General features: G+C 34.2%; 22 protein-coding genes. 17 read left to right on the forward strand and 5 right to left on the reverse strand.

From position 1 onward, the window contains the following. The first annotated feature begins 211 nt into the window (after nt 1-211). The 3 genes from gatC to gatB are packed head-to-tail and all read left to right on the forward strand — an operon-like array spanning nt 212 to nt 3,418. Nucleotides 212-514, forward strand: coding sequence for an Asp-tRNA(Asn)/Glu-tRNA(Gln) amidotransferase subunit GatC (gene gatC, locus MUA40_RS04210; protein ID WP_194368673.1), 303 nt, complete (start codon nt 212-214; stop codon nt 512-514). Between the two features lie 2 nt (nt 515-516). Then, nucleotides 517-1,977 carry an Asp-tRNA(Asn)/Glu-tRNA(Gln) amidotransferase subunit GatA gene (gene gatA, locus MUA40_RS04215; RefSeq protein WP_016425527.1) on the forward strand — a complete coding sequence of 487 codons (1,461 nt, stop codon included), beginning with the start codon at nt 517-519 and terminating at the stop codon, nt 1,975-1,977. A gap of 13 nt (nt 1,978-1,990) precedes the next feature. Then, a complete protein-coding gene (gene gatB / locus MUA40_RS04220; RefSeq protein ID WP_167732701.1) occupies nt 1,991-3,418 on the forward strand; it encodes an Asp-tRNA(Asn)/Glu-tRNA(Gln) amidotransferase subunit GatB in 1,428 nt (475 codons plus the stop codon). Between the two features lie 154 nt (nt 3,419-3,572). Here the strand turns inward: gatB and MUA40_RS04225 are convergent, their stop codons facing one another. Beyond that, complete coding sequence (locus MUA40_RS04225; RefSeq protein WP_016425525.1) at nt 3,573-3,779, reverse strand: hypothetical protein; 207 nt, start codon at nt 3,777-3,779, stop codon at nt 3,573-3,575. Nucleotides 3,780-4,132: 353 nt separating this feature from the next. Here MUA40_RS04225 and MUA40_RS04230 point away from each other — a divergent pair, with 353 nt between their 5' ends. The 3 genes from MUA40_RS04230 (at nt 4,133) to MUA40_RS04240 (ending at nt 7,211) form a co-directional block, all read left to right on the forward strand. After that, on the forward strand, nt 4,133-5,065 hold the full coding sequence (locus MUA40_RS04230; RefSeq protein ID WP_016425524.1) for a diacylglycerol kinase: 933 nt from the start codon (nt 4,133-4,135) through the stop codon (nt 5,063-5,065). A gap of 154 nt (nt 5,066-5,219) precedes the next feature. Continuing rightward, a complete protein-coding gene (gene rlmD, locus MUA40_RS04235) occupies nt 5,220-6,581 on the forward strand; it encodes a 23S rRNA (uracil(1939)-C(5))-methyltransferase RlmD (protein WP_194368674.1) in 1,362 nt (453 codons plus the stop codon). 75 nt (nt 6,582-6,656) lie between these two features. Then, nucleotides 6,657-7,211 carry a metalloprotease family protein gene (locus MUA40_RS04240; protein WP_016425522.1) on the forward strand — a complete coding sequence of 185 codons (555 nt, stop codon included), beginning with the start codon at nt 6,657-6,659 and terminating at the stop codon, nt 7,209-7,211. 171 nt (nt 7,212-7,382) lie between these two features. Here the strand turns inward: MUA40_RS04240 and MUA40_RS04245 are convergent, their stop codons facing one another. Further along, nucleotides 7,383-7,736 carry an SdpI family protein gene (locus MUA40_RS04245; protein ID WP_016425521.1) on the reverse strand — a complete coding sequence of 118 codons (354 nt, stop codon included), beginning with the start codon at nt 7,734-7,736 and terminating at the stop codon, nt 7,383-7,385. A gap of 289 nt (nt 7,737-8,025) precedes the next feature. On the opposite strand from MUA40_RS04245, the gene dinB reads away from it, so the two are divergent. Further along, a complete protein-coding gene (gene dinB / locus MUA40_RS04250; protein WP_126496274.1) occupies nt 8,026-9,096 on the forward strand; it encodes a DNA polymerase IV in 1,071 nt (356 codons plus the stop codon). On the opposite strand, the gene MUA40_RS04255 is transcribed toward dinB, so the two are convergent. After that, nucleotides 9,091-9,651: a 3'-5' exonuclease gene (locus MUA40_RS04255; protein WP_037559172.1), complete on the reverse strand. Its 561-nt coding sequence runs from the start codon at nt 9,649-9,651 to the stop codon at nt 9,091-9,093. The genes dinB and MUA40_RS04255 overlap by 6 nt on opposite strands. A gap of 229 nt (nt 9,652-9,880) precedes the next feature. Next, complete coding sequence (locus MUA40_RS04260) at nt 9,881-10,384, reverse strand: ferritin (protein ID WP_016425518.1); 504 nt, start codon at nt 10,382-10,384, stop codon at nt 9,881-9,883. Between the two features lie 195 nt (nt 10,385-10,579). Here MUA40_RS04260 and murT point away from each other — a divergent pair, with 195 nt between their 5' ends. The 5 genes from murT (at nt 10,580) to MUA40_RS04285 (ending at nt 16,735) form a co-directional block, all read left to right on the forward strand. Beyond that, nucleotides 10,580-11,899: a lipid II isoglutaminyl synthase subunit MurT gene (gene murT / locus MUA40_RS04265; RefSeq protein ID WP_016425517.1), complete on the forward strand. Its 1,320-nt coding sequence runs from the start codon at nt 10,580-10,582 to the stop codon at nt 11,897-11,899. Continuing rightward, nucleotides 11,892-12,617 (forward strand): lipid II isoglutaminyl synthase subunit GatD, encoded by a 726-nt coding sequence (gene gatD, locus MUA40_RS04270; RefSeq protein WP_016425516.1) that lies wholly within the window; start codon nt 11,892-11,894, stop codon nt 12,615-12,617. The genes murT and gatD overlap by 8 nt, the downstream gene beginning before the upstream one ends. Before the next feature lie 267 nt (nt 12,618-12,884). Next, on the forward strand, nt 12,885-14,009 hold the full coding sequence (locus MUA40_RS04275) for a Gfo/Idh/MocA family protein (protein ID WP_016425515.1): 1,125 nt from the start codon (nt 12,885-12,887) through the stop codon (nt 14,007-14,009). 36 nt (nt 14,010-14,045) lie between these two features. After that, on the forward strand, nt 14,046-15,494 hold the full coding sequence (locus tag MUA40_RS04280; protein ID WP_262569936.1) for an MFS transporter: 1,449 nt from the start codon (nt 14,046-14,048) through the stop codon (nt 15,492-15,494). Between the two features lie 101 nt (nt 15,495-15,595). Continuing rightward, nucleotides 15,596-16,735, forward strand: coding sequence for an exo-alpha-sialidase (locus MUA40_RS04285; RefSeq protein ID WP_242678349.1), 1,140 nt, complete (start codon nt 15,596-15,598; stop codon nt 16,733-16,735). Between the two features lie 383 nt (nt 16,736-17,118). Here the strand turns inward: MUA40_RS04285 and MUA40_RS04290 are convergent, their stop codons facing one another. Continuing rightward, nucleotides 17,119-18,117: an FUSC family protein gene (locus tag MUA40_RS04290; RefSeq protein WP_194368683.1), complete on the reverse strand. Its 999-nt coding sequence runs from the start codon at nt 18,115-18,117 to the stop codon at nt 17,119-17,121. A 97-nt stretch (nt 18,118-18,214) separates the two neighbouring features. Here MUA40_RS04290 and map point away from each other — a divergent pair, with 97 nt between their 5' ends. From map to vraR, 5 genes are all read left to right on the forward strand, one after another. Continuing rightward, entirely contained in the window at nt 18,215-18,976 is a 762-nt protein-coding gene (gene map / locus MUA40_RS04295) for a type I methionyl aminopeptidase (protein ID WP_167732697.1), read from the forward strand. Between the two features lie 97 nt (nt 18,977-19,073). Then, nucleotides 19,074-19,463, forward strand: coding sequence for a hypothetical protein (locus MUA40_RS04300; RefSeq protein WP_016425509.1), 390 nt, complete (start codon nt 19,074-19,076; stop codon nt 19,461-19,463). A 12-nt stretch (nt 19,464-19,475) separates the two neighbouring features. Continuing rightward, on the forward strand, nt 19,476-20,177 hold the full coding sequence (gene vraT, locus MUA40_RS04305; RefSeq protein WP_016425508.1) for a cell wall-active antibiotics response protein VraT: 702 nt from the start codon (nt 19,476-19,478) through the stop codon (nt 20,175-20,177). Further along, entirely contained in the window at nt 20,174-21,217 is a 1,044-nt protein-coding gene (gene vraS / locus MUA40_RS04310) for a sensor histidine kinase VraS (protein WP_050330549.1), read from the forward strand. The genes vraT and vraS overlap by 4 nt, the downstream gene beginning before the upstream one ends. Beyond that, nucleotides 21,207-21,836 (forward strand): response regulator transcription factor VraR, encoded by a 630-nt coding sequence (gene vraR, locus MUA40_RS04315; RefSeq protein WP_016425506.1) that lies wholly within the window; start codon nt 21,207-21,209, stop codon nt 21,834-21,836. Before vraS ends, vraR begins: the two co-directional genes overlap by 11 nt. Nucleotides 21,837-21,856: the final 20 nt, after the last annotated feature.

Below are 21,856 nucleotides of genomic sequence, written 5' to 3' on the forward strand. Positions count from 1 at the left end.
TCATGTTTAAACAGTTTTAGCGGACGACTTGGAATCGACTAATTAAATCATTTGAATTTTGAACGGCCATAGCAAAAAAGGAGATGACTAAGAAAAAATCATATTAGCGGCCAGTAAAGGGTTTGATGAACTTTTAAATATTTTAGATTTTTAGCTTAGAATTTGGTACAATTTATAGATAAAAGAGTATTTTTAAGGAGGCTATATCATCATGGCTGAAATTACCAAAGACCAGGTTGCACATATTGCTAATCTTGCGCGTTTAAATGTGACTGAAGAAGAAACAAGTGATATGCAGCAAACATTAGAAGGTATTTTAAATTTTTGTCATCAAATTGATGCTGTCGATACAGAAAATGTGAAACCAACGCATCATGTATTAGATTTACAAAATGTTTTACGTGAAGACGTGGCAGGACAAGGGTTGCCACAAGAAAAAGTATTGAGTAATGCCAAAGAAGTTGAGGCTGGGCAATTTAAAGTACCGGCAGTTATGAATTGGGAGGACGCATAAGTATGAGCATCCGTTATGAGTCTATTGAAAATCTGCAAAAGATGATCAAGGAGAATCAAATTAAGCCTTCAGAAATTGTGAAAGATATTTATCAAGCAATCGAAGAAACTGATCCTACAATCCAATCATTTTTAGCATTAGATAAAGAAAATGCAATTAAAAAAGCCGAAGAATTAGATGAATTACAAGCGAAAGGCGAAATCAACGGTAAATTGTTTGGTATTCCTATGGGGATCAAAGACAATATTATCACAGAAGGTCTTGAGACAACTTGTGCAAGTAAAATGTTAGAAGGCTTTGTACCGATTTATGAGTCTACAGTGATGAAAAAACTCCATCATGAAAATGGTGTGTTAATCGGTAAGGTCAACTTAGATGAGTTTGCTATGGGTGGATCTACAGAAACGTCGTATTTCAAAAAAACTGTTAATCCATTTGATCATAAAGCGGTACCTGGTGGTTCTTCAGGTGGTTCAGCAGCAGCAGTCGCAGCTGGTTTGGTACCATTCACATTAGGAACTGACACAGGGGGCTCTATTCGCCAACCTGCAGCCTACTGTGGTGTCGTTGGTTTGAAACCAACTTACGGTCGTGTTTCTCGTTACGGTCTTGTCGCATTTGCCTCTTCGTTAGACCAAATCGGCCCAATTACAAGAAACGTGAAAGATAATGCGCTTGTTTTAGAAGCTATCGTTGGTGAAGACGAAATGGATTCAACAAGTGCTCCAGATGGATCAACTGACTTTACATCAGAAATTGGTCAAGATATTAAAGGAATGAAAATAGGTCTACCTAAAGAATATATCGGCGAAGGTGTCGACCCAGAAGTCAAAGAAGCGGTATTGAAAGCGGCAGAAACGTTCAAATCTTTAGGTGCAATCGTTGAAGAAGTATCATTACCTAGAACATCTTATGGGATCCCTTCTTACTATGTGATTGCCTCAGCGGAAGCATCATCTAACTTAGCACGTTTTGATGGTATTCGCTATGGTTACCACTCTAAAGAAGCCCAAACATTAGAAGAATTATACAAACTTTCAAGAAGTGAAGGTTTTGGTCAAGAAGTAAAACGTCGTATTTTATTAGGTACGTATGTATTAAGTTCAGGCTATTATGATGCCTATTATAAAAAAGCACAAAAAGTCCGTACATTAATCAAACAAGATTTTGAAAGTGTATTTGAAGACTATGATGTTATTTTAGGACCTACAACACCAACTGTCGCATTTGATATTGGAGCTGAAATCAACGATCCATTGACAATGTACGCAAACGATTTGTTAACTACGCCTGTCAACTTAGCAGGGTTACCTGGTATCTCTATACCTTGTGGTTTAGCAGAAAATGGTCGTCCTATCGGTTTACAAATTATTGGTAAGCCATTTGATGAAAAAACAGTTTACCGTGTGGCACATCAATACGAAACGCAATTTAATTTACACGACCAATATCAAAAATTATAAGGAGTGGCAATCAATGCATTTTGAAACAATAATCGGACTTGAAGTCCATGTTGAATTGAAAACAGACTCAAAAATGTTTTCGAATGCACCAGTAGCATACGGTGCTGAGCCAAATACAAACACAACCGTGATCGATTTAGGTTACCCTGGTGTCTTACCAACGGTTAACCGTCGTGCAGTGGACTGGTCAATGCGTGCAGCGATGGCCTTAAATATGGAAATTGCTACAGAATCTAAGTTTGACCGTAAAAACTATTTTTATCCAGACAATCCAAAGGCCTACCAAATCTCTCAATTAGATCAGCCCATTGGAGAAAATGGTTATATTGATATTGAAGTGAACGGTGAAACAAAACGTATTGGTATTACAAGATTGCATATGGAAGAAGACGCAGGGAAATCGACACATAAAAACGGCTACTCACTTGTTGACTTAAACCGTCAAGGGACACCACTTGTAGAAATCGTTTCAGAACCTGATATTCGTTCACCAGAAGAAGCATATGCTTATTTAGAAAAATTACGTTCTATCATTCAATATACAGGCGTATCTGACTGTAAAATGGAAGAGGGTTCATTACGTTGTGATGCGAACATCTCTTTACGACCATACGGACAAGAAAAATTTGGTACAAAAGCCGAATTGAAAAACTTGAATTCATTTAACAATGTTCGTAAAGGTTTAGAATATGAAGTTAAACGCCAAGAAGAAGAACTCTTAAATGGTGGCGAAATTCTACAAGAAACACGTCGTTTCGAGGAATCAACAGGCAAAACAATCTTGATGCGTGTTAAAGAAGCATCAGATGATTATCGTTATTTCCCAGAACCAGACATCGTGCCATTGTACATTGATGAAGACTGGAAAGCGCGTGTTCGTGCTTCAATTCCTGAACTTCCAGATGCACGTAAAGATAAATATGTAAAAGAATATGGTTTACCTGAATACGATGCACACGTTCTAACATTAACAAAAGAAATGTCTGACTTCTTTGAAAAAGCAGTCGCTGAAGGTGCAGAAGTGAAGCTCATTTCAAACTGGTTAATGGGCGGAGTTAATGAATATTTAAATAAAAACCAAATTGAATTACAAGATACAGCACTTACACCAACGAATTTAGCAGGCATGATCAAATTGATTCAAGATGGTACGATGAGTAGCAAAATTGCGAAAAAAGTATTCCCTGAATTAGCTAAAAATGGTGGGGATGCTAAACAAATCATGAAAGATAAAGGCCTAGTTCAAATTTCAGATGAAGGTGAAATTCTTAAATTTGTTCAAGAGGCAATTGCAAATAATCCACAATCTGTTGAAGACTTTAAAAACGGAAAAGGAAAAGCGATGGGCTTCTTAGTAGGTCAAATCATGAAATTATCTAAAGGACAAGCTAATCCACAATTAGCAAACCAATTGTTAAAACAAGAATTAGAAAAGCAATAAAGGTTTAATTTAATATAACAAACGGGACTGGGTTTTTATGCTCAGCCCCGTTTTTTCTATTTAAAAATAGACTTCCTCAAGTAGAAACGTATCTATCTAAATTTTTAGTCTAAAAATCATAAATGTCCTATCTACTAAAAAAATGATTGTTTGTTTATAGATTCTTTTTAAAAAGCATATATACAGCATACACAGATGTATTAACAAATAATGGCACTAAACAATAAGCAAAAATGACAAAAAAATCTCCATCGGCTTTCAAAATAAAGAAAAACAATATAAGTGAGAAACAGCTAATTATCAGGCCTAAAAAAGGTAAGCTTCTTATATAAATATCTAAATTTTCTTTTGCTTTTTTCACTAGGTTACCTCCGAATAATCATTTCACTGCAAAAATTCTTAAATAATATTTATAAACAAATATATGATTATAGGTTGTTAATCAAATAAAATCGTAAGTATAAAGTGGCTTAAAATGATTAATTTTGAAGTAAAGGTTAATCATAAATAAATGCTTTAAATGCATAAAAATAGTTAGATAAACTCCATCCAAATACATTTAACATCATCGCTAATTGTCTATGTATCAGGGAAGCAATAGAGGCTCAGTCGCTACTTTGAATAAATTTGATTAAATTTAAACGTTTTTAGCTTTCAATACAACAATGTTTACTATAATATAAGTTGTGAGTATTGAAAAATTGAGGGATAGAAATGAGAAAACGCGCGAGAATAATTTATAATCCTACATCAGGAAAAGAAATGTTTAAACGAGCTTTGCCTGACGTACTTGTTAAAATGGAACAGGCTGGTTATGAAACAAGTGCCTATGCCACGCAAAGGGTAGGCGATGCAACGGAAGAAGCTGCGCGAGCTATAGATGCGCATTATGATTTGTTAGTTGTTGCAGGTGGTGACGGGACTTTAAATGAAGTCGTGAATGGTATTGCCGAAAAACCACAACGTCCCAAACTTGGATTGATTCCTATGGGAACGGTTAATGACTTTGGAAGAGCGCTTCATCTACCTACAGATATATTTGAAGCGGTCGATGTCATTTTGGAAGGCAAAACAGTTCAAGTCGATATTGGAAAAATGAATAGTCGCTATTTTATTAATTTAGCAGGTGGCGGTAAAATCACAGAAGTTTCGTACGAGGCACCTAGCAAGTTAAAATCAATAGTTGGCCCATTTGCATATTACATTAAAGGATTTGAAATGTTGCCACAGATGCATGCGGTTGATGTCCGAATTGAATATGATTCACATGTTTTTGAGGGTGAAATCATGTTATTCCTACTTGGATTAACGAATTCGATGGCAGGATTTGAAAAACTAGTGCCGGATGCCAAATTAGATGACGGTAAATTTACTTTATTAATTGTGGAAAAAGCAAATTTAGCTGAACTCGGTCATATTATGACTTTGGCTTCTAGAGGGGAACATATTAAACATCCAAAAGTACACTACCATAAGGCACAGTCGATTAATATTTCCTCGTTCAGCGATATGCCATTAAATGTAGATGGTGAGTACGGGGGTCAGTTACCGGCGAACTTTTTAAACTTAGTCCGTCATATCGAGGTCTTTTCGCCAGGGCAAGATCGCAATGAATTACTGATTGACGAACCGACGCAGTCTGAATAAAATGGATAAAGTGTCACCATCGTATCGTGTTATACTATCTTGATGAAACAACACATCAACGTGGGGTGGAATTTTAAATCTAGTGTTAGATTTGATTCCACTCCTTTATCTTTGGTTAAAAGAACTTCTAATTCGAAAAAGTGAGTTGAATAACATGGATTTAGTTAAAAAAAATGAAGTTTATGAAGGGGAAGTTGTGGATCTCACACATGAAGGGCATGGTGTAGTCAAAAAGGAACGTTATCCAATATTTATTCCACAAACTTTAGTCGATGAGAAAATAAAATATAAAGTTATTAAAGTTAAAAAGAATTTTGCGATAGGGAAGTTAATAGAAGTTCAATCACCGAGTCAAGACCGTGTCGAACCGCCTTGTGTCTATTATCAACAATGTGGCGGGTGTCAATTACAACATCTTTCTTATGAAGCGCAGTTGGAGATGAAAAGAAAACAAGTGATTAATCTTTTCCATCACAAAGGGAAGATGACGCATGTGCCTATTCATCCTACAGTTGGAATGGAGCACCCTTGGCATTATCGTAATAAGTCACAAATTCCTGTAGGTGCGGGGCGTCACAATGAAGTCGAAATGGGTTTTTATCGTCAACGCAGTCATCAAATTATTGATATGGAACAGTGTCTCATTCAATATGATGATCAAAATGAAATGATGACTATGGTGAAAGATTTATTAAAAAAATATCACATCGCGCCTTATGATGAACAACAACATAAAGGATTAGTCCGTCATTTAGTTGTTAGAAAAGGCTATTATACACAAGAGATTATGGTTATCTTTGTGATAAATGGGACGAAACTTCCATATCAAGATGAAATTGTAGCGGCATTAACACAAAAATTTAAAAATATAAAAAGTATCAAGTTGAACTTTCAACGCGATCGATCCAACGTGATTATGGGAAAAACATCTCGAACAATCTATGGTCAAGAAATCATTGAAGATCAATTGGAACAGCTTACTTTTGAAATTGGAGACTTGTCTTTCTATCAAATTAATGTCACACAAACACAAAAGTTATACGCGAAAGCACTCGAATATGCAAAGTTAACAGGTCGTGAAACGGTACTAGATGCGTATTGTGGCATAGGGACAATTGGCTTATTTATGGCACCGCATGCGAAACATGTGTATGGGGTAGAGGTGGTACCTGAAGCGATTGAAGATGCGCAACGAAATGCACAAAAAAATCATATTTCTAATACGACATTTGTTGCGGGGACTGCTGAAGATGTTATCTTGAAGTGGCAGAAAGAAGGTATTCAACCCGATGTTGTTACGGTCGATCCCCCTCGTAAAGGCTGTGACGCAACATTTATTCAGACTTTGAATCAACTTGCACCTCAACGCATTGTCTATGTCTCTTGTAATCCAAGTACGCAGTTAAGAGATATCGAAAGTCTTACCAATCAATATGAACTAAAAGAGATAACGCCAGTAGATATGTTTCCGCATACAACACATGTTGAAACTGTGGCACTTTTAGAAAGAAAATAGGGCTTTAGTCGCTACAACTGTATACAATTGTAAGTTATAATAGAGATAACAGATACATCATAAGAGGGTGAATGCATGTATAGAATTGACCTTTTTCATAATAGGCAAGTGATGAAGCGCTTCTTATTGCTTCAGGTTATAGTTGTGTTAGCTTTTATTGTATTGAGTTATAAATGGGCGATGATTGTCACTACAATTCAAGAACAACGCTTTTTTACAAATATAATTATTGGTATTTTAGGGTTTTTGGTTATCGTTTGTTTTCATGAGGGGATGAAAACATTACTTTTTAAGATGATTTCAAATGAGCAATCACGTTCTTATCAACTGAAAAACGGTGTACTTTTAACATTTTTGCCTGAGTATTTCTTTAATCGAATTACGTTTTTAACGGTAATGTTACTGCCATCCGTTTTAATTTGTTTATTGTTATTTGTTATTTTCATCAACCTGCCTTATACATCTGTTATATTTGTTTTTGCGATTTACATGGGTTATTGTTTAATTTCTTTTTACCTTGTTTTTATCGCGTTGAAAGATAAAAAAGCACAGTATTTTGAAATGACAGAAGATGGATTAATATTATATCAACAGAAGCCAACACACTATACTCATAAAATGAATGATTAAAATCTTCGATGATAAATGCACATGTGAAGATCAACAATCGACCACACTAAAACGAACGGCATGTCACAGTGCACCGTTCATTAAAGTGTAGTCGATTTTTATTATGAAATGAGTTATAAAGTCAGCTGGTCTAACATCATTATCTAGGGAATTTGGATGCTAAAAAGGTGTTTATTTTTGCTGTGTCTTAGCAAATTTTCGTACTTTAATCTCTGTTGTAATAACGATGATAAGAGAGATGAAGATAATGAGAAAAGCTTGAATGATGATTGACATTTCTTGAATAAAATGAAGTAAATCATAAATCAACCAGCCGATGCCGATGATGAGTGAAATCATACTGATCTTGAAAAAATCCTTTAAAGATTGGCGCTGAGCAAATAGCCAAATTTCAGTGGATTTAAATGTTGTAGGTGTTCTAAAACCAATCCATAAGTTGGGTTGATCACCAATATGATTCTTTAGCGCATGGTGCATTAATTTTATAATGAGTAAATAAATCAAATTGATGGCTGTTAATAGCATAGGTTTACATCTCCTTTGTGAGGTAGGCTGTATTGTTGCTAATCTCTTTTATTATAGTATTTTTTAGCAACTTATAGCATAATTATTTTTGATAATTGAATAATTGGGGTTAATTTGTTTTTGCAATATTAAATGTTTTGATGTAGCTATAATCATATTTGTCTGAGTAAATGGAGCGCGATTTTTACGAGTTAGATTTAAACATCAATCAAATTGATAGAACAAAATGAATCTGTCCGTTTAAATTAAAGCATGTGAAGGAAAGCGATGGATGAGAGGAGGGTGTTATATGAGTGAGCGTCGTATTATTCATATTGATATGGATTTCTTTTTTGCACAAGTGGAAGTACGTGACCATCCGAAATTACGAGGAAAGCCCGTTATTGTGGGTGGAAAAGCAAGTGGGCGGGGTGTGGTTTCTACAGCATCTTATGAAGCTAGAGCTTTTGGTGTACATTCAGCCATGCCTATGGCGAGAGCGCACCAGTTATGCCCGGACGGTTATTATGTTACGCCGAGATATGAAGTGTATCGAGAAGTTTCCCAACAAATTATGGATATATTTAAAAGTTATACAGATCAAGTGGAACCTTTGTCTTTAGATGAGGCTTTTTTAGACATTACTGACTTAGTACGCCCCGACCTTCCTGCATCACGTATTGCTCAATTTATACGTCGAGACATTTATGAGAAAACGAAGCTGACTTCAAGCGCAGGTGTCTCATATAATAAATTTCTTGCCAAATTAGCCAGTGGTATGAATAAACCCAACGGACTCACAGTTATTGATTATGACAATGTACATGATATTTTAATGGGGTTAGATATCGGTGATTTTCCAGGTGTAGGGAAGGCCTCAAAAGCGAAGATGCAACAACATGATATTTTTACTGGAAAAGATTTATATCAAAAATCAGAAAGAGAGCTTGTGCAACTTTTTGGAAAGAAAGGGCAACATCTTTATGAGCGTGTACGGGGTCGTGATCAGAGAAGTGTTAAATCAGAGCGGATTCGGAAAAGTGTGGGGGCAGAACGTACTTTTTCAATCGATACGAATGATGACGAAGAGATATTACAAAAAATTGAAATGCTGTGTGATAAAATTGCTGAGCGACTTGAAAAATTGAATCAAGCGGGGCGAACTGTGACAGTGAAAATTAAGACGGACCGCTTTGAAAATTATTCCAAACAGCGAAGTTTAAATACACCGGTCAGAGAAGCGGAAGACATTTATCAAGTGGCTTACGAACTTTATTATGAGCTTAAAGAAGCAGATACGCCGATTCGATTAATCGGGGTCACAGTCGGTAGTTTGCAAGATGCGTTTTTTCGAAATATGACCATTTATGATTATTTATAATGAATCTTTATCGGTCAGTTGCTTACCGTAAATTTGAAGCACATTTTCTAAACTTGGATAGTGTTTTAAAAGGCGATAAGTAATCATGGCACATGCTTTAGCATCATTTAAAGCGTCATGGTGCCCATGAAAGTCCAATTTAAAATGTGACATCATATGTTTAAGGCCGTGTCGTTTAGAAGCAACAGTACGTTTTGATAATTGATAAGAACAAAAGTAAGTCATTGGAGGCGTTTGCATATTTGCAGCTTGAATGCTAGCATGCAATACAGACATATCAAACGCAGCATTGTGCGCGACAACAGGTAAATCATCTATAAATTGCATCATATAAGGATACACATATGCAAAATCAGGTGCATCTTGTACATCATTTTGATGAATACCATGTATTCTAATATTTTGTGGTGAGAAATAATCTTTCGGATTGACCAATGTATAAAACGTTTCAGTCAGCTGATTATCAACCACTTTGACCATTCCCACTGAACAAATGCTTGTTCTTTTATAATTGGCAGTTTCAAAATCGAGTGCTACAAAGGCATTAGTCGCCATGTCATTCAACTCCGTTAAAAAAGATATATAAATATTAACATAATCTAAGAAATCATAAAAATAATTTTCATAATGATAGATTGCATGATGAATATAAATAAGACATCCATCAAAACGATAGCGTAAAGATGGATGTCTCATTTAATTTTAAAAGTTTCGCATGATAAAAAATACAAATCGTTGTTTAACAGCAACCGACTTTGCTGAATATAACTGATTTTTATTTCAATTATGCTTGGTCATTAAATCGACGTGAAGCTAATTCTTTTTCGTATAAATAAAGCGTATTTGCATCATCACCAATACGTTTTAAATAATCGATATGCGTTTCAAACATTGCTTCTTCTTCAACTTGTTCATCTAAGAACCAGTTTAAAAATGAAATTGTCGCATAATCTTTTTCTTCACGCGCGATTTCAGAGAGTTCATAAAAATGTTTTGTGACATGTTGTTCTTGTTTGAGTCCATCTTCAAATGTTTCAAGTATAGAATTAAAGTCAACTTTAGGTGCATTCAAGTCGCTGAATACCGCTTTTTCACCGCGATCATTGATGTAATCATAAATCTTTTGACCGTGGAAACGTTCTTCTTTAGCTTGTTCTATATAGAAATTTGCAAAGCCCTCATAAGAATGATAGTCACAATATGCAGCCATAGCCATATACGCATGAGCTGCAAAGTATTCATGATTCATTTGTTGATTTAAAGCATCTAGTAATTTTTGATTTAACATAAAAGTCACCCCATTGTAAGATTGTGCCCCACAGACATTTTACCCTTTTTCAATCATTGATGCAAAAATGCAATTCGAGTGGGTGACTATAAATATATCCTAAAAATAGGGGTGTTAATCTATCATCGTTTAATTTATTTTGTAAAATCGCGCGTCATGGTATAATGTTTTAAGTAAATTGGAGGAGAAAGTGCTATGAGACAATGGACAGCAATTCATATGGCAAAGCTTGCCAGAAAAGCAAGTCGTGCAACAGGCCGAAAAGGGACAGATTTGCCAGGTCAAGTTGCGAGAAAAATTGATAAAGATATTTTACGTAAATTAGCAGGTCGTGTTGATGAAGTTGTATTTGTGAGTGGCACAAATGGTAAAACGACGACCTCTAATTTAATCGGTCATACATTAAGAGCGAATAACATTGAGATTATTCACAATAATGAAGGTGCAAACATGGCAGCTGGTATCACTTCAGCTTTCATTGTTCAATCTTCAAATCAAACAAAAATTGCAATTATAGAAATTGACGAAGGCTCAATACCACGTGTTTTAAAGGAAATGACGCCAACGAAAATGGTTTTTACTAATTTTTTCAGAGATCAAATGGATCGTTTTGGAGAAATTGATATTATGGTGAACGGTATTATTTCAGCGATTCAAGGTAAAGGTATTCATCTTTTATTAAATGCAGATGACCCATTCGTCAGTCGTTTGAAAATTGCGAGTGATCATGTCACATATTATGGCATGAAAGCACATGCGTATACATTTGAACAGTCTACGATGAATGAAAGCCGATACTGTCCGAGTTGTGGGGCGCTTTTAAACTATTCCCATATTCATTATAATCAGCTAGGACACTATACATGTCGATGTGGTTTCAATCGTCAAACTCCGAAATACGAAGTGAAATCATTTACAATTAATCCTTTTATTAAAATGAATGTTAATGATGCGACATTCGACATGAAAATAGCTGGGGATTTTAACGCGTATAATGCGTTAGCAGCTTATACAGTTTTAAGAGACCTTGGTTTAGATAATGATGCTATTAAAAAAGGCTTTGAAACATATACGTCTGATAATGGTCGAATGCAGTATTTCGAAAGTGGTACAAAAAAAGCCCTCATTAATTTAGCTAAAAACCCTGCTGGTATGAATGCTTCCATTGCGATGGGAGAGAAATTAAATGAATCGAAAGTATATGTAATCAGCTTAAATGATTTTGCGGCAGATGGTAAAGATACATCATGGATTTATGATGCGGATTTTGAAAAGTTAAGCGAGCAAGAAATTGAAGCGATTATTGTGACTGGGGCAAGAGCGGAAGAATTACAATTACGCTTAAAAATTGCGGAAGTAACTGTTCCAATTATTCTTGAAAAAGATATCTATAAAGCTACAGCAATGACTATGAATTATGAAAGTTTTACAGTTGCGATTCCAAACTATACGTCTTTAGCACCAATGCTTGAACAATTAAATCGCTCGTTTGAGGAGGATGAGCCTAATGCATGAGTTAACGGTTTATCATTTTATGCCAGATAAATTAAATTTATATAGTGATATTGGTAATATTATGGCGCTCAAATATCGAGCAAAACAAAGAAATATTCAACTTCACGTCGTAGATATCAACGATACAAGTGATATTGATTTATCAAAAGCGGACCTCTTTTTTATCGGAGGTGGCAGTGACCGAGAACAAAGCTTAGCGACTGAGTCATTGCGCAAAATAAAAACAGAGTTGAAGACAGCCATTGAAGATGGGATGCCAGGATTGACAGTTTGTGGTGGATATCAATTTTTAGGAGAAAAATATATTACACCAAGCGGTGAAGTACTCGAAGGTTTACACATTCTTGATTTTTATACAGAGGCGAATCAAGAGCGATTGACAGGGGACATTGTAATCGAAAGTGAGACTTTTGGTACGATTGTAGGTTTTGAAAATCATGGTGGACGTACGTATCATCAATATGATGCGCTAGGGACTGTGACTTATGGTTATGGTAATAATGATACAGACAAAAAAGAAGGTCTACATTATAAAAATTTATTAGGAACCTATTTACATGGTCCGATTTTACCAAAAAATCATGAGATGACGGACTACTTATTGAAAGCTGCTGCAGAACGAAAAGGTATTCCGTTTGAACCCCTTCATGTTGATAATGCTGAAGAAGAACAAGCTAAACAAGTATTAATAGATCGAGCGCGTAAAAATAAAAGTTAAAGTTTTATATAATTTAAACTATGTTTTAAAAAAGAAGCCAGTAAATGTTTTCATAAGAATTCATTTACTGGCTTCCTAATTATATATGAGACAATTATAGATAAAAAACAGGAAATTTCTGAAATATAAATTAATATTTACCTATTAATAAAGATAAATTCCGGCTTGGATTGAAACACCTTTCAAAATTTTAATAAATATTGAAATATAATTCTATTCAATGTATATTTTTGGAAAGGCTTACATCTATTTGAAAGGGGTTTTAGTATGTCGGAAAAAACTATTGGATACGGTATTGTCGGAACGGGTTATTTTGGTGCTGAACTTGCAAGAGCAATGAAAAAAAACAAAGGGGCTAAGATTATTTCTGTTTTTGACCCGAAAAACGGAAAGGAGATTGCTAAAGAATTAGAATGTAAACAAGCTCATCATTTAGATGAATTAGTGACTGATAATGAAGTGGATTGCGTTATTGTAGCTACACCTAATCATCTTCATAAAGAATCTGTATTAAAAGCAGCAGAGAATAAGAAGCATGTCTTTTGTGAAAAGCCAATAGCTTTAAATTATAAAGATTGTGTTGAAATGGTAAATGCTTGTAAAAAAGCAGGCGTGACATTTATGGCGGGTCATATTATGAATTTCTTTAATGGCGTTCGTCATGCTAAAAATCTTATAAATCAAGGTGCTATTGGGGATATACTCTTTGTTAAAACAACACGAAATGGTTGGGAAGAAGCTCAATCAAATATTTCATGGAAGAAAATGAAAGATCAATCAGGTGGTCATTTGTATCATCATATTCATGAATTAGATTGTGTTCAGTTTATTATGGGAGGATTACCAGAAAAGGTATCGATGATTGCATCTGATATCGCACATCAAGGAGATGAATTTGGTGATGAAGATGATTTTATATTAATGAATTTAGAATTTTCTGGTAACAGATATGCTCACTTAGAATGGGGTTCGGCATTTAGATGGGGTGAGCATTATGTAATGATTCAAGGTACAAAAGGGGCAATAATGCTTAACTTATATGACACTGGAGGAACTTTGAAAGTAAATGGCGAGGAAACACATTTTCTAATTCACGAAACACAAGAAGAGGATGATAACCGTACTCAAATATATCATGGAACAGAAATGGATGGTGCTATACAGTACGGCCATCCTGGAAAACGAACACCTTTATGGTTAAATACTTTAATTCATAAAGAAATGGAATTTTTTAATAATGTTTTACATGGTGAAGAGGTCACTAGTGAATATTTGAAACTTTTAGACGGGACTGCTGCTGAGGAAGCAATTGCTACAGCTGATGCTGCAACATTATCAAGTGTAGAGGATAGAAAAGTTGCGTTAAGTGAGATTATAGAAAAATCAATATAAAGTTTTATATTAATCATTTTGAAGGTTGTGTTAGAAATGGAAGTCAAAAAAATTACAAGCGCAGATGATAACAAAATGACTGCAATAAAAGTTGATGCAAAACCTTTTGGAATCAAAGATAAAATAGGATATATGTTAGGTGATATTGGTAATGATGCTATTCTAGGTTTGGTAAATAGCTTTTTAATGATTTATTATACAAATGTATTAGGAATTGCTGGTGGTATTGTAGGAATATTATTTATGATTTCAAGAATTATTGATGCATTTGCTGATATTTCTGTAGGAAGAATGATAGACATTGCGGAATTGACGCCTGAAGGCCGGTTTAAGCCATGGATTAGACGAATGAAGTATCCTTTTTGCTTGATTTCATTATTACTTTTCTTACCTTTAGTCAATGATTGGAATGACGTTTCTAAGATTATTTATGTTTTTGCTACTTATTTGATTTTTGGGGTTGTATTATCGGCTATTAATATACCATATGGTTCTATGGCAGCAGCAATTAGTGACCATCCGGATGATCGTGCAGCCTTATCGACATTTAGAAGTGTAGGGGCAGCTATTGGTATGTCTACAACTGGATTTCTAATTCCAATATTTATATACAAAACAAATGAACATGGTGAAAAAACAATTTCAGGAATGAGATTTTTTATAATTGCTTTAATTTGCTGTAGCATTGCATTTGTGGTCTATATAATTATCAATAAAATGCTAGTAGAACGTGTACAGATTAAGAAAAAAGAAAAAGTAACTATCGGTCGTTTGTTAAAAGGATTATTTACGGATCGTGCAATTTTGATATTAATTATCGTTGATTTTTTTGTAGTACTTACACAAATTTTGTACGGCACAACTACAACATACTTATTTAATGATTATTTCCATAATCCAAAAGCAATGTCAGTAGCAATGTTATTTAATTGGGGAACAGTTATTTTAGTAGCAGCACCTACAATTTATTTTGTCAGAAGATTCGGAAAGAAAGAGGTCACAATGGTAGCACTACCTTTTTCTTCACTAATGTTTTTCATACTCTTTTTCTTGCATACAACGAACCCATGGGTGTACGTATCATTAATGTTTTTTGCAACAATAGGATACTCAGTTTTCAATGTTATTGTTTGGGCGTTAATTACAGATGTTATTGATGCGCATCAGTATCACACAGGTTTACGAGAAGATGGTACAGTCTATGGTTTGAATTCTTTTGCTAGAAAAGTAGCGCAAGCATTTTCAGGAGGAATCGTGGGACTTATGTTAGCAGTAATCGGCTATCAATCTTCTACAAGTGGAGGAGTAATGCAATCAGCAATTGTTCAAGAAAGAATTTATATGCTTTCTAACTTATTACCTGCCGTTCTTTTTTTAGTGGCGGCGCTAATTTTAATATTTGGTTATCCTATGAATAAGAAAACCACTGATAGAATTGCTAGAGAATTAAGAGAAGAACGAGAAAGAACTGAAGTGAACATTTAATGAAATATTTATTTAAGTTTTCTTTACTTTTGTTGATATCTTTATTATTGAGTATGTTTTTGATAACTAATATAAATGCATTAGCGAAGGATAAAGTTACAATGGATAAAGATATTTTTACTGCAGGAGATGAAACCCAAGCAAATTATTTTAGAATTCCTGTGTTATATACATTAAACAATGGAAATATTATTGCTAGTGCTGACGCACGTTATGGTGGTACTCATGATGCTAAGAGTAAAATTAATATTGCAACATCTATAAGTGAAGATGGTGAAACTTGGTCTTCTCCAAAATTAGCTTTACATTTCCAAGATTATGAAAATCAATTAATTGACTGGCCTAGAGATAATGTGGGTAAAAACAAGCAAATTCAGGGCAGTGCTTCATTTATCGATTCTGCTATAGTACAAGACAAAAAGACTAATACAATTTTTTTAATGGCTGACATGATGCCAGCAGGTGTAGGCAATAATAATGCTTTAAAAAATGATTCAGGGTTTAAAAAAATAAATGAAAATTATTATTTAAAATTAAAATTTGAGAATGACAATAATTATGACTATTCCATCAGAGAAGATGGTTTAATATTTAATGATAAGCAACAAAAACCAACTGAATATAAAGTAGATGAGAATTATAATATTCTAAAAAATGGTGAGTATCAGTACGTAACTCAATATTCAGTGAGATTTAATGGTAATGAACTAAAAGAGTATCATAATGGCAAGAAAGTTAAAATGAATATTTTTTATAAAGATTCTATTTTTAAAGTAACACCTACGAATTATTTAGCTTACACAACAAGTGATGATGGAAAAAACTGGAATCATCCAATGATTTTACCGCCATTTTTAGGATTGAATCATAATGCAACGTATTTAAGTCCAGGTCAAGGTTTAGCAACATCTAATGGGCGGTTAATATTTTCATCATATACAAGTCAAGGATTAATCTTTATATACAGCGATGATCATGGTTACACATGGAAGTCTACAAAAGCAGAGCTACCTTTTAAAAATGCAACTGTTGAAGCGCAAATGATTGAATTGAAACCAGGTGTAATAAAAGCGTTTTTACGAACTACTACAGGTAAAATCGGTTATATGACAAGTTATGATCATGGTAATACATGTGACAAAGTACGATATCTTAATCAAATAAAACAAACTAGATACGGGACACAACTGTCAGTAATAAAAGCTTCAAAAAAAGTTGAAGGTAAAGATGTAATAATTTAAAGTTCACCGAATTCGACTACAGGAAGAAATAATGGTCAAATATGGATAGGCTTTGTGGAAAATGGTTCAAATTATATAGACTGGGTTAAACATAAAGAAGTAAATAATGCAAATGATGGTTATTCCTATTCTGCACTAACCGAAACTAAAAACTCTAAAATTTTACTGTTATATGAAAAATATGATTCGTGGTCTAGAAATCAATTACATTTAAAAAATACGATGAAATACCGGATATATGATTTTGAAGATTTGGTTTTAAATTAATTTTAAAAATTAATTGTAATAAAAATATATTAAAAAGTGATTTTAACTAATTTTAGTTAAAATCACTTTTTATTTATTGGTAGTTTTTAGTATTAAATAGAAATACATCAGCCATGTTAATTCACTTTATAGCGCAACAGTAAAATACGATATATCAACAATATCTCATAAATGGTATGACTTTTAACTTGGTTTTGATCAAAGTCATTTAAACTTTTAACTGAGTTTTTAAGTGTTGTAGCTGCCTTTCTTTCGGGCATAAGCGTTCCGCACTTAAAAATTTGATCAATACGTTGAGAGATTGTAATAATAGCGATTTTTTCATCATGACTAAATAGCATCATCGCATCTTTTGGTAAATAGATGATGTTGGATAAATGGGTAATCATCAATCGATTTTCATGTGCACGGTTGGTCAGTTTACGAAGACGCAACCATTCTTCAGAGTGATTTCTTTCTTTGTGATATTTCAATTCATCACGTTGATAACCTAGAAGTTCTTCGATACGAGTGTTTAACACATGAAGTGCTTCGACTGCTTTATCACTTTTATCGGATTGAAATAAACCTAACATGAGTTCTTTCATCCGTTCATCAAATAGATGATATATTTCTCTTTCAGATTTTTCGATTAAGGCATCAATTTGATTGTAATATTTGGGAGGCATGATCACAAAGTTGACCAATCCAGCCGTGACCAAGCCAATAATTGCAGTAAGTAAGCGAGAAAAAAAGTTGAATGTATAATTGTCGTGAATATCTGGAATCATCGCAAGTGCGGTTAAAGTGGCAACGGTCACACCAACATGTAAATTAAATCTGATACATAATAAAATGGTAAGTGTCGCGGTCAAACCATACGTAAACGCTGAATCATCGCCTAAAAAATATGTACAGACGACAGCGATAAATGCGCCCATTACTGTGGCGGGAAGCCTCTTATAACCTTTTCGAATGGAAGCTTTAACGGTGGGTTCTATTGTCACAACTGCTGATAAAATAGCGAAGATGGGGTTTAGATTCAGTGATAAGCAAAATAATGCAGTTAAAAAAGTTGCTAAGCCGGTTTTGATTGTGCGGGCACCTACTAAATTTTTATACCATTTATCCTTCATAATTCAAAATCTCCTGTTCCATAGTTCATTATTAGTATATCAAAAAATTTTTGTTATAATAAGGACTGTATAAATTTTTAAAAGGAACGGGATAAAAATGATAGTAAAAACTGACGAAGAATTACAAGCTTTAAAAGAAATTGGTGCAATCTGCGCAAATATTAGAGATACTATGAAAGCAGCAACAAAACCAGGAATTACAACGAAAGAGCTAGATAATATTGCGAAAGATATGTTTGAAGCTTCAGGTGCGATTTCTGCGCCGATTCATGATGAAAATTTTCCTGGCCAAACTTGTATTAGTGTGAACGAAGAAGTCGCACATGGAATTCCAAGCAAACGTGTGATCCATGAAGGAGATCTTGTAAATATTGATGTATCTGCATTGAAAAATGGTTATTATGCAGACACAGGTATTTCATTTGTCGTAGGCGAGACAGATCAAGAAATTAAACATAAAGTATGTGAAGTCGCTCAAGAAGCATTTGATGCTGCCATGAAAAAAGTAAAACCAGGCGCAAAGTTAAGCCAAATCGGGAAAGCTGTTCATGCGACAGCGCGTAAAAATGATTTGAAAGTCATTAAAAACTTAACAGGTCATGGTGTAGGTGAATCTTTACATGAAGCACCCGCACATGTTTTAAACTACTTTGATCCTCAAGAAAAAACGTTGCTCAAAGAGGGTATGGTACTTGCAGTCGAACCTTTTATTTCATCAAATGCAATTTATGTTACAGAAGGTAAAAATGAGTGGGCGTTTGAAACTAAAGATAAAAGTTTTGTTGCGCAAATTGAGCATACGGTAATCGTCACAAAAGATGGACCGGTATTAACAACAAAAAGCATCGATGCTGAATAGATTGAGACTTAAGTCTTAAATAGAAATGGTTCTGTAGCCTATTCCTTAAGGCGCAGGACCATTTTATAATAGGGGTAACATATGAGGTGATTTGATTATGGTACAACTATTAAGAGCCTATTTTGAAAGATTTTTTTACGAACTTTATCATCAAGTATTCAGTCAATATTTAAACCACTTAGATTTGAAAATACACGATATCGACCAAGCATTATATTATATGCAGCATAAAAAAGTGCAGTTACAGTTGATGATTGACAGAAGAACAATTGAATTAGAAAATAAATATATCGATCTGATGGATCAACATCATATTCAATGCGCAAAAAATATTTATGGCGTTGATATTAATACAATTAAAGATGATTTGAACGAAATTGAAAAAGAGTATGCACAATTGGAGTCATTTTATCAACAGTTGAATGAAGATAAAAATTACGTAAAGAGGGAATGTGATTTACTTCAATTATTGTTGCGTGCATACTAGAAAGGTGGAAATATGACACAAAAATATATTTCGACCGAGTTGCTCATTATATTTACTGCTCTAATGATTATAGCCAATTTTTACTATATCTTTTTTGAAAAAATCGGCTTTTTATTTGTGTTATTACTCGGTAGTATTTTAATGTATGTCGGTTATATTTATTTTCATAAAGTGCGTGGATTGCTTTGTTTTTGGATTGGGACGTTAATGATTTTATTTACATTACTGTCCAATAAATACACGCTGATTATTTTATTTATTTTTATTATCATCGTAGCGGTACGTTATATTATTTATAAACGTAAACCTTTAGAAATATTATCTACGGATGATGCGACTGAAAAACATAGTTTTATTAAACAAAAATGGTTTGGTGACCAAAAAACACCGGTTTATGTGTATAAATGGGAAGATTTGCAAATTCAGCATGGCATGGGTGATATCGTAATAGACATGACAAAAGCGGCCAATTTAAAGATGCAAAACCATGTTGTGATTCGCCATATTGTAGGTAAAGTACAAGTCATTGTTCCTTTAAATTACAATGTAAAGTTAAATGTTTCTGCCTTCTATGGTAAAGTGACGCTCGACCGCCAACAATGCAAAATCGAAAATGATAACATCCAGTTAACTTCACAACATAAAGCTGAAAATTATACGGTTAATATTTTCGTCTCAACATTTATAGGTGATGTTGAGGTGGTTTATCGATGAACCATTACGTTCGTGCCATAGGCTCAATGTTGATTTTAGTCTACAGTATGTTTACTGCTTTTTTCTTTATTGATAAAGTCTTTACTAATATCATTTATTTTCAAGGCATGTTTTATACCCAGATTTTTGGGATTCCCGTATTTATCTTTTTAAATTTAATCGTTATCTTTCTTTGTATCATTGTAGGTAGCGTACTTGCCTATAAAATCAATCAACAAAATGATTGGTTGAAGCAACAAATTGAACGTGCATTTGAAGGGGAAACAGTAGGGATCAATGACCAACATATCGAATTATATAATGAGACGATTGAACTGTATCAAGCCCTTGTTCCTTTGAATCAAGAACTTCATAAAATGCGTATTAAAACTCAAAATTTAACGAACGAATCTTATAATATGAACGATTTGAAAGTGAAAAAAATAATTGAAGATGAGAGACAACGGTTGGCTAGGGAATTACACGATAGTGTGTCCCAACAACTCTTTGCGGCAAGCATGATGTTATCCGCGATTAAAGAAACAGAGTTAACCCCACCACTCGATCAGCAAATTCCAACTTTAGAGAAAATGGTCCAAGATTCTCAGTTGGAGATGCGGGCGTTATTGTTACATTTGAGACCGATAGGACTTAAAGACCGCTCGTTAGGTGAAGGTATTAAATCATTAGTTACAGATCTACAAAGAAAAGTTCCAATGAAAGTTGTACAAGAAATTGACGAATTTGAAGTGCCAAAAGGGATAGAAGACCACTTATTTCGAATCACTCAAGAAGCCATCTCTAATACATTACGTCATGCTAAAGGGAAACAAGTTACTGTCGAATTGCTCAATCGTGAAGACTATTTATTGTTGCGTATTCAAGATGACGGTATCGGTTTTAATGTAGATGACAAATTAGAGCAAAGTTATGGACTTAAAAATATGCGTGAACGTGCAATAGAAATCGGGGCAACCTTTCATATCGTTTCATTGCCAGACGCTGGGACGAGAATAGAAGTAAAGGCACCACTTGATAAGGAGGTACATAATGACAATTAAAGTATTATTTGTAGATGATCATGAAATGGTTAGAATTGGAATATCTAGCTATTTATCCACGCAACCGGATATTGAGGTTGTAGGGGAAGGGGCTTCAGGGAAAGAGGCTATTCAAAAAGCACATGAACTTCATCCGGATTTAATTTTAATGGACTTAGTGATGACAGACATGGACGGTGTTGAAGCGACAACACAAATCAAAAAAGACTTACCACATATTAAAGTGGTCATGCTTACAAGTTATATTGAGGATAAAGAAGTTTATCGTGCCTTAGATGCAGGTGTCGATAGTTATATTCTTAAAACGACAAGTGCAAGTGATATTGCTGAAGCGATACGAAAAACAAGTCAAGGCGAGTCTGTATTTGAAGCAGAAGTCCTTGTGAAAATGCGCAATCGCATGAAACAAAGAGCGGAATTATATGAGTTACTGACAGAGCGTGAAATGGAAATCCTATTATTGATATCAAAAGGGTATTCAAATCAAGAAATCGCAAGTGCTTCACATATTACGATTAAAACAGTGAAAACACATGTGAGTAATATTTTAAGTAAATTAGAAGTGCAAGATCGTACGCAAGCAGTGATTTATGCCTTTCAACATGGATTAATTGAATAATATAGAAAGTGGGACAGAAA

Origin of the sequence: Staphylococcus schleiferi (genome assembly GCF_025558325.1) — a bacterium.
In the GTDB taxonomy this organism is placed as follows: Bacteria; Bacillota; Bacilli; order Staphylococcales; family Staphylococcaceae; genus Staphylococcus; species Staphylococcus schleiferi.